The sequence below is a fragment of the Geminocystis sp. GBBB08 genome (assembly GCF_016743215.1).
Taxonomy (GTDB): domain Bacteria; phylum Cyanobacteriota; class Cyanobacteriia; order Cyanobacteriales; family Cyanobacteriaceae; genus Geminocystis.
Genome location: NZ_VRZC01000160.1, coordinates 1 through 8809, shown reverse-complemented (window position 1 = coordinate 8809; position 8809 = coordinate 1). Strand labels below are relative to the sequence as shown.

General features: G+C 30.3%; 11 protein-coding genes. 4 read left to right on the top strand and 7 right to left on the bottom strand.

From position 1 onward, the window contains the following. Nucleotides 1-313 precede the first annotated feature (313 nt). Nucleotides 314-1447 (top strand): DUF262 domain-containing protein, encoded by a 1134-nt coding sequence (locus tag FWJ34_RS15975; protein ID WP_308256336.1) that lies wholly within the window; start codon nt 314-316, stop codon nt 1445-1447. Beyond that, the gene (locus FWJ34_RS15970) at nt 1428-1997 is read left to right on the top strand and encodes an MAE_28990/MAE_18760 family HEPN-like nuclease (RefSeq protein WP_308256335.1); all 570 of its coding nucleotides are present in this window, start codon (nt 1428-1430) and stop codon (nt 1995-1997) included. Before FWJ34_RS15975 ends, FWJ34_RS15970 begins: the two co-directional genes overlap by 20 nt. A 240-nt stretch (nt 1998-2237) precedes the next feature. Here the strand turns inward: FWJ34_RS15970 and queC are convergent, their stop codons facing one another. From queC to yidD, 6 genes are all read right to left on the bottom strand, one after another. Then, the gene (queC, locus tag FWJ34_RS15965; protein WP_308256334.1) at nt 2238-2903 is read right to left on the bottom strand and encodes a 7-cyano-7-deazaguanine synthase QueC; all 666 of its coding nucleotides are present in this window, start codon (nt 2901-2903) and stop codon (nt 2238-2240) included. A 172-nt stretch (nt 2904-3075) separates the two neighbouring features. After that, nucleotides 3076-3330 carry a hypothetical protein gene (locus tag FWJ34_RS15960; RefSeq protein WP_308256333.1) on the bottom strand — a complete coding sequence of 85 codons (255 nt, stop codon included), beginning with the start codon at nt 3328-3330 and terminating at the stop codon, nt 3076-3078. Further along, on the bottom strand, nt 3327-3710 hold the full coding sequence (locus FWJ34_RS15955) for a cation:proton antiporter (protein ID WP_308256332.1): 384 nt from the start codon (nt 3708-3710) through the stop codon (nt 3327-3329). The genes FWJ34_RS15960 and FWJ34_RS15955 overlap by 4 nt, the downstream gene beginning before the upstream one ends. Before the next feature lie 31 nt (nt 3711-3741). Continuing rightward, on the bottom strand, nt 3742-5193 hold the full coding sequence (locus tag FWJ34_RS15950) for a cation:proton antiporter (RefSeq protein ID WP_308256331.1): 1452 nt from the start codon (nt 5191-5193) through the stop codon (nt 3742-3744). Then, nucleotides 5193-5522, bottom strand: coding sequence for a cation:proton antiporter subunit C (locus FWJ34_RS15945; RefSeq protein WP_308256339.1), 330 nt, complete (start codon nt 5520-5522; stop codon nt 5193-5195). The genes FWJ34_RS15950 and FWJ34_RS15945 overlap by 1 nt, the downstream gene beginning before the upstream one ends. Before the next feature lie 197 nt (nt 5523-5719). Next, nucleotides 5720-5983, bottom strand: coding sequence for a membrane protein insertion efficiency factor YidD (gene yidD / locus FWJ34_RS15940; protein ID WP_308256338.1), 264 nt, complete (start codon nt 5981-5983; stop codon nt 5720-5722). Nucleotides 5984-6104: 121 nt separating this feature from the next. Between yidD and FWJ34_RS15935 the strand changes: the two genes are divergently transcribed. Both FWJ34_RS15935 and aqpZ read left to right on the top strand, forming a co-directional pair. Beyond that, on the top strand, nt 6105-6803 hold the full coding sequence (locus FWJ34_RS15935) for a TVP38/TMEM64 family protein (protein WP_308256330.1): 699 nt from the start codon (nt 6105-6107) through the stop codon (nt 6801-6803). 130 nt (nt 6804-6933) lie between these two features. Then, nucleotides 6934-7704, top strand: coding sequence for an aquaporin Z (aqpZ, locus tag FWJ34_RS15930; RefSeq protein WP_308256328.1), 771 nt, complete (start codon nt 6934-6936; stop codon nt 7702-7704). Between the two features lie 295 nt (nt 7705-7999). Here the strand turns inward: aqpZ and FWJ34_RS15925 are convergent. Continuing rightward, the coding region (locus FWJ34_RS15925; RefSeq protein WP_308256327.1) for a pentapeptide repeat-containing protein at nt 8000-8809 on the bottom strand (810 nt) is incomplete at its 5' end.

The following is an 8809-nucleotide window of genomic DNA, read 5'->3' as shown; positions in this document are numbered from 1 at the left end:
GCATAGAGGTATAAAAATCATCATCAAAACCCATGCGACTGACATCGACATAAATTTTTAAACCTTGATGATAATAAAGCCAATCTTGATAGCGTTGCCAAAGTTGTAAATTATCCATAAAATTAACAGTGATGATATGTTCTTATTCTTTCATTATCATAGACTTTGCCGTAAAAAGCCCCAGGCTGTATTTTTCCTTAACAAACAATTCTGATAAAATGAGGAAAGAAGTTAAATTTAGATTTGACAAATTAGTTGTGTTAATTGAGTCAGATAAAGAAAGTTAGTGAAATCCCGTTAAGATAAAACAATTATGGTGAGTGCAAATATAACAGACAAAAAGCAAGAAGAAGCCGAGACTCAGATTCGTGAATTAAAAAAGACAGTAGATTATAATACTATCGAATATCCTATTGAAGTAATAGTAGATAAATTTTCAAAAGGAATAGAAAATGATTCCAATGAGTTATTTATTCCCGATTACCAAAGAGAAATAGCTTGGGATAATAAAAGACAATCTAAATTCATTGAATCTATTTTATTAGGGCTTCCTATTCCCTATATTTATGTTGCGGATGTTGCCGAAGAATTAGAAGACAATGACGTTACAGGAAAAGAAGATTTAGCTCGTTGGGAATTAATAGATGGTACTCAAAGAATTAGAACTTTAGAAAGATTTATTAACAATGAATTAATTTTACAAAAATTAGATAAATTAGATAAATTAGAAGGATTCCAATTTGAAGATTTACCTTTAGCACGTCAAAGAAGATTTAAAAGAACTTCCTTAAGAATAGTTCAATTAACAGAAAATACTGATGAAGAAACCCGTAGAGATTTAGTTGAAAGAATAAATACAGGAAGTATTCAACTAAATGAAATGGAAAAAAGGAGAGGTATTCATAGGGGTAATTTTCTTAAATTAATAGATGAATTAGCAAAAGAACCAAAATTTATTGAACTTTGTTATTTTTCTGAAACTTCAATTAAAAGAAAAGATCCACAAGAATATATATTACGTTTTTTTACATTTTTGAATAATTATAATAATTTTACTTCCCAGAAAAAACTAACGGAATTTCTTAATAAATACTTAATCGAATTAAATAAAGCTGATCTAAAAACTTTAGAAAAAATGAAAAATGAATTTTATGAAATGCTGAACTTTGTGGCTAAATATTTTCCTGATGGGTTTTTTATACAAACAAAAAAAGAAAAAAAACCAACCACAAAAATTAAATTTGAATCTTTATCTGTTGGTATTGCTTTAGCTTTAAGAGAAAAACCTAATTTACAACCTCATTCTTTGCAGTTATTAACATCGGAAAAATTTAAAGAATATACTACCAGTAATAGTAGTAGTTCTAAACATAAAGTTATTCGCCGTCTTGAATTTGTGAAAAACCAGCTTTTAGGAGAAGAAATAAGTGCAAACGGTGTTAGATGACTTTAACGAAAGGGCGAAAGAAGTTAGTGATTATGTTATTTTTGTTAACAATTTAGAAGAACAAAAAATTAAAATTAGCCAAAATCATAAACTATCAAAAATAGATGTTGAATTATTAAAAACCTTAAAAGCCACAGCATATTTATTACTATATAATCTCATAGAATCTACCATGAGAAATGTAATTCAGTCAATATTTGATCACATCAATTCAAAAAAGGTATCTTTTAACAATCTAAGAAAAGAGCTTAAAAAATATATTTGGCAAAATATAAAAAAGAGAAGTATTGATAAAATATCAGAAAATATTAAAATTATTGAAACGGATATAATCTTGAAAAGTTTTGATCCTAATGATATATTCTCAGGAAATGTTGATGCAAGAAAAATTAAAGAATTATCTAACAAATATTTTGGCTTTTCATTAGATACGGACAAAAATAAGACAAAAAAGGGAATAGATTTATTATCGATAAAAAGAAATAGAAATGATTTAGCTCATGGCTTTCAATCTTTCAACGATATTGGTAAAAGTAATACTTCTGAATAACTCTTAGAAATTACAGAAACCGTTATTGAATATCTTAGGCAAATTTTACAAAATATTGAGAAATATTTAGATAATCAAGAATATTTAGAAGCTAAAAAATTAATATCATAAATAGTTTAATCAGATGAGAAAAAAAGCAGAATTTTATAATTAATTTTATTGATATTTCTGAAGGTTTAGATGCACAGCAATATTTTCTGAGAGGAAATATTAGGTTTCCTTATTTATTATCAATATTCATTACCCCCGTATGGTATAACCTGCTTTAATTAAGGCTTCATTACGAATACGGCAAGAATCACAAACTCCACAAGGTTTTTCTTCTCCTTGATAACACGACCATGTTTCTTCTATAGGTACATTTAAACTAATAGCCTTTTTAACAATCTCTTCTTTAGATAATTGAATTAACGGTGCAATTAATTGAGGAGGTTTTCCTTCAACGCCAACTTTTGACGAGAAATTGGCTAATTGTTGAAAAGCAGATAAATATTCTGGGCGACAATCAGGATAACCAGAATAATCAACGGCATTTATCCCTAAAAAAATTCCCTCTGCTTCCTTGACTTCCGCTAAAGAAAGGGCAATGGCAATAAAAACTGTATTTCTTCCAGGTACATATGTAGAAGGAATTTCATGGGGTTTAATACCATCTTCGGGAATATCCATATTGTCATCAGTTAAAGATGATCCTCCCCATAATGAAAGGTTAATATCAATAATATAATGTTCTTTGATGCCTAATTTTGGTGCTAATTTTTGAGCTATTTCTAACTCTTTTGCGTGTTTTTGCCCATAACGAAATGATAAGGCAATAGTATCATATCCTGATTCAATGGCGATGGCGGCACTGGTAGAGGAATCTAAACCTCCTGAGAATAAAACAATAGCTTTTTTTTGAGACATGATAGATCAAATATTTTGTAGCTTCAAAATTTATTTATATTCTCTATCCTAAATTAGGAATTAAGAATTAAGATTTGAGATTTGAGATTTTAAGGCAGAATCCTTATACCAAGAGGCATTAGCAATCCGGCAAGAAACATTAGGGGCGAAACAGATGATAACCATCGTTGCTCTAACTCCTCATTGTCATACGTTTAATTACTTGTGCTAATAACATTAATCCGGCGTTGCCTACGGTTAAAATAATTACTCCCACAATGCCAATCATCCAATCATCTCGTAGAATTGAAATAAATAAAATCATAATAGCCGTTTTAGAAGAAATACTGGCAAGGGCTAACATTTTTTGCCAAATATCTTCATTTTGCCATCCGACATAAATGGGTATTAATAAACTTATAATCATGGCTATTAAAATTATATTCATCGGGTTTTTCTCCTTAATATTCTATGGATTTGAAACCATCCTTGTTCACAATATTTTAACACTATAGTTTTTGGCGTAAAGGCAATTAAAAATATATCTAAAAAAATTATATTTTTTGATTTTTGTGTTCTCATTCTTTGTAATGTTAAACCTTCGTAGGGATGTGGGCGAATCATAATTTCTATGGCTTCATAATAGGCTTGAGGAATGACAATTAAAACTCTTCCTAATACTTTTATCCATTCTTTTATTGATTCTTTTTCACTGTTACTACGAGGTAATAAAAGGGCGATCGCTACCCCAATTATGATATTAGCTAAACTTAAATCAGAAGTAAGTAAAAACCAAATTGTTAGTCTTAAAATTAGAGATAAAATCATAAATAATCAAGAATGAACGAAAGGTTAAGAGTTAAAACCAGTTGTTAGGAATAAAAAATAATATTGCGTATAAAAAAAGACACATTAGAGCCATAAAGCCTACTAAATGGTCAAATTCTTCAAGAATACGAGACATTTTTATGACTACTTTTTTTAAGATAAAATTATACAATAAAAATCCAATTAATGTAATCAACAAAGCCTTAAAAATATTGCTTAAAATATAGGCTTGATAGTAAATAATATTAGTAGAAAGAAGGAAAAAAATTAATAATGTAACAGCTAAAAATAAATTAAAGCTGATATTTCTATCTTGATTTGATTTATGGGGTAATAAAATTAATTGAAAAAAATAAATAGCAGTGCCAATGGCAACAATATTCATGGGTATAATTTGCCAAGGAAGTAGATTATTTAGGGTTAATACCTTCGCTTCAAAACTAGAAAAAAAAGGAAATCCAATTACAGAAATAGAGGCTAAGGTTAGGGGAATCCAAACGCTAGTATTAATACCATTATTTTTCAATTCTGTTAAATTTCTGGTGGGTAAATAACCTATTGTTAAAAAAAGAGCACATTTTGCTAATCCGTGAGTCAAGGTATAAAATCCTCCAACGGCAGGAGAAGCTAAAATAAATCCTAATTGAGAAATACTAGAAAAGGCAAACATTCGTTTAATATCTTTTTCTAAAACAGCATAACACACTCCTAAAATTGCGGTAGCTACTCCTAAAATTCGGATTACTAAGTCAATATCATCATTAATTTCTGCACATCGAATTAAAGGTAAAATACTAGCTTTAGTAACAATTCCCGATAATAACGCTGATATGGGAGTATCGGATTCTGCATAAGTCATAGGTAACCATAACCCAGAAAAGAAAATTCCTCCTTTGACTAATAAGCCTAAAAAAATTAAGACAAATGCTTCGGGTGGTGAGTTTTTTAAACCTTCAAAATCAAAAGAATTATTCGCTTTATAAACTAAAATAGCACCTCCTAAATAAAATAACATCACGATGCTACTAATAAATAAATAGCGTAAAGCTACCCAAAGGGATTGATCTGTGCGAGGATAAGCAATTAAAAGAAAAGCTACCATGCCGATAACTTCTAATGCCACATATAAACTAAGAAAATCTGTGGTGATAAAAGCAGAGTTTAAACTAACGTGTAAGAAAATAATTTGCCCATAAAAAAAAGCAATTTTATCTTTTTGCCAACAGTAAATTATCACTGCTGCTGTTACAATCGCATTAGTTAAAATAAAATAACCACTTATATTATCAACTCTAAAAGTAACCCCGAAATTATCTAATAATTGAAATTTTAAATTATAGTTATTTAAAAGTATTTGTAAACTATAAATAACCGAAATTAATGTTGTTAAAAGTGCTAAATATTTATCTAATTTAGGTATTAAATAAACAATAAAACCGAATAATAAAGGTACACAAATCCAAGCAATGGTTAAATTAATCATTATGAATTATTTTTTTCGATTTCTTTTGTTTCCAAAGTGGGATTATTTTTTGCTAATTTCATGATAGCTACTAACATTAAGGCTTGAGTTGAAAAACCAATGACAATAGCTGTTAAAATTACTGCTTGTGGTACAGGATCAGCATAATTAACAGTTTTTTCTGTGAGAATTGGAGTAAATAATCCATTCCTAGAAGCCACAAGTACAAAAAAAGTGATAATTCCTGTACTCATAATATCCATAGAGATAGTTTTCATCAACAGATTGTGTTTTAAAATTATTCCAAAAAAACCACATATAATTGTAAGTAAAATAAAGGTTTCTAACACCATAATTAATGAATAATGAATAATGAATAATTGATTACGAAGTAGCACTGTGAAATCAATAAAATATGTTTATTGGTGATTAAGTATAATTACTGATTTTTGTCCATGGCTAACTCCTTTGTAGAATAAGTGTTATTCTTAGTACTCAACACCTAATTCTTAATAGTTAATTTAAAAACCTTGCAAATTCCTAATTTCTAAAAAAAGTCTATTTTTTCTGAATCATCAATGGAAGTAATTTTATCAGATAATGAAGGTACTGGATCATATCCACCACGATTAAAAGGATGACAACGACAAATTCTTTTTGTAGCTAAATAAGTCCCTTTTATTGTACCATAGCGTTCGATAGCCGTTAACGCATATTGTGAACAAGTAGGCACAAATCGACAACTAGGAAGAAAAAGAGGAGAAATATAACGGCGGTAACAAGTGATGAGAAATATAAGTAATTTTTTGATCATTAATAAGTATTTTTTCAGGAATTTTTCATGATATTTTCACGATTTTAACAGTTTTTCTTGCTATTCTAAAGAGAAAAAATTATCCTAATTTAAACTAATCTTCGAGGTTATAATAACAATGAAAAAAAGCAAGTTTTGGTTAACCATAGTCGGAGTAGCTTTAATGATAGTTATAACTTACAAATTAGGATTATTTCAAATCTTTAGTCAAGGATTAAATAATGCTAATGACTGGATTGCTAGTTTAGGTGCTTGGGGTGCGATCGCCTTTATTGTGATATATATTATTGCTACTATATTTTTAATACCAGGATCAGCTTTAACCCTAGGGGGAGGATTAATTTTCGGGGTAATAAAAGGCTCAATCTTAGTATCCATCGCTTCTGTAGCAGGGGCAACTCTTTCATTTTTAATCGGGCGTTATTTTTTACGCACATGGGTAGAAAAACAAATTGACACCCAACCAAATTTTAAAGCAATAGATGTTGCCGTAGCACAACAAGGATGGAAAATAGTCGGCTTAACTCGTCTTTCCCCGCTTTTTCCTTTCGTATTTTTAAATTATGCTTTTGGCGTAACCAAAGTATCTTTAAGAGATTATGTTTTTGCCTCATGGATAGGAATGTTACCTGGTACAGTCATGTATGTTTATTTAGGCTCACTACCGAAAACCGCCTTAGAAGCAACTGGAGGAAATACAGATATTTTACGTTTAATCTTAAATATTGTTGGTTTAGTTGCAACTGTCGCTGTGACGATTTATGTAACTAAAATTGCCAAAAAAGCCCTTGATTCACAGGTAAACATAGACAATTAAAGATTAAGTATTAAATTTTAATTATTGCTATTATTTTAAATTTTTACAAAAATTATTATTTATCTGATCAAGTGAGTAAGTATAATTCTAGTCAATTTTCACTAAAAGTTTGTAAAATCAACATAAAACAATGAAAAAATATGTAGCTGAGTTAATTGGCACTTTTTGGTTAGTATTCGGTGGTTGTGGTAGTGCCGTTTTAGCTGCGGTATTTGCGAGTAAAGCCAATAGTGTCGTAGATGGAGCCGATTTTAATATTCATCTGGGGATTTCTTTTGTAGGTGTTTCCCTTGCTTTTGGTTTAACCGTCTTAACAGGTGCTTATGCAGTCGGACATATTTCTGGAGGTCACTTTAACCCTGCGGTATCCTTTGGTTTATGGATGGGAAAACGTTTTCCTAGTTCTGAATTACTACCCTATATCATTGCTCAAGTAGTAGGGGCAATTATCGCTGGTGGAATTTTATTTGTAATCGCCAGTGGTGGAAAAGGTGGGTTAGACTTAAGTGGAAGTAATCCCTTAGCTACCAATGGTTATGGAAACCATTCCCCCGGAGGTTATTCCCTCATCTCGGCATTAATTATAGAAGTAGTATTAACTTTTATCTTTCTAATTATTATTTTAGGCTCAACAGATAAACGTGCACCTGCTGGTTTTGCACCTATTCCCATCGGTTTAGGTTTAACATTGATTCACTTAATCAGTATTCCTGTTACCAATACTTCGGTAAATCCTGCTAGAAGTACTGGAGTAGCGTTATTTGCCGGAAATATAGAAATTATTGGGCAATTATGGTTATTTTGGTTTGCACCAATTCTAGGAGCAATTTTAGCAGGTTATCTTTATTCTAGCTATTTTGCTGAAACTGCTGTTACTCCGGTGGAAGAGATAGAAGAATAACGGGGAAAATTGACAATTAACAATAGACATCTCCAATAATTATTGAAACACGTTGATTAATTGACGATAAAATATCCTATTTTGATAATTTCAATACTTAAATTAATTTAATTTTTAATTTCTGGAGAAGTCTAATTAATCGTTGACAAAGTTATTGTAAAATTTAACCCTAAATTCGCATATTTTCAAAAAATACTAGGTAAAATTAAGTTTAATATTGGTGTACATATACAACTGTTTTATTTTGAAAAGTTAAATCACATTTTCAAAGTCCATTAAAATAGAACCTTGTTATTTAAAAATAGATCTTACCATCGGGCATCGTTACTCCTTCTAATATTGTCTCCGATAACTCTACTCCCGTTAAATCCGCATCTCGAAGATTTGCACCCCTTAAGTTTGTGTTTTTTAAGATTGCACCATTCAAACAAGCCCCCCATAAATAAGCACCTTGTAAATTAGCATCGCTTAAATCTGCACCCATTAAATTCGCTAAATTCAAATTGGCAAAACTTAAATCAGCTGCCCGCAAATCAGTTTCAGCAAGGTTACTTTTCATTAAATTAGCTTGGATAATTTCCGCACCTTTTAATTGTCCATGTTGCAACTCAACATCTTTCATATTAGCTTTATTTAACACACTACGACGCATGACAATATTATTTAAAGTGCTACCTGATAAATTACTCCCGTCTAATTTTACACCGCTCATCTTTGTGTCTGTTAAATCCATACCACTAAAATTCACCCCATGTAAATCTAAACCGTTAAGGAATGAGCCTTTGAGCTTTATACCATATAAACTCGCACCTCGTAAATTGGCACCACTTAACCTTGCATGGTTTAAATTACTCCAGTTTAAATTGGCACCCTGTAAATTTGCACCCCGAAAGTTAATGCCGTCTAAATTTGCACCACAAAGATTAACACCGGGTAAATTTGCCATGTAGAGATTAACCCACGTTAACACAGCACCGCTTAAGGTTGCACCCTCAAGATTAACCTTATTTAATTGTGCACCATGTAAATCTGCTTTTGTTAAATCAGCATCAATTAATAAAGCCTCTTTTAACTTAACAAAACTTAAATTTGCACCATATAAAAA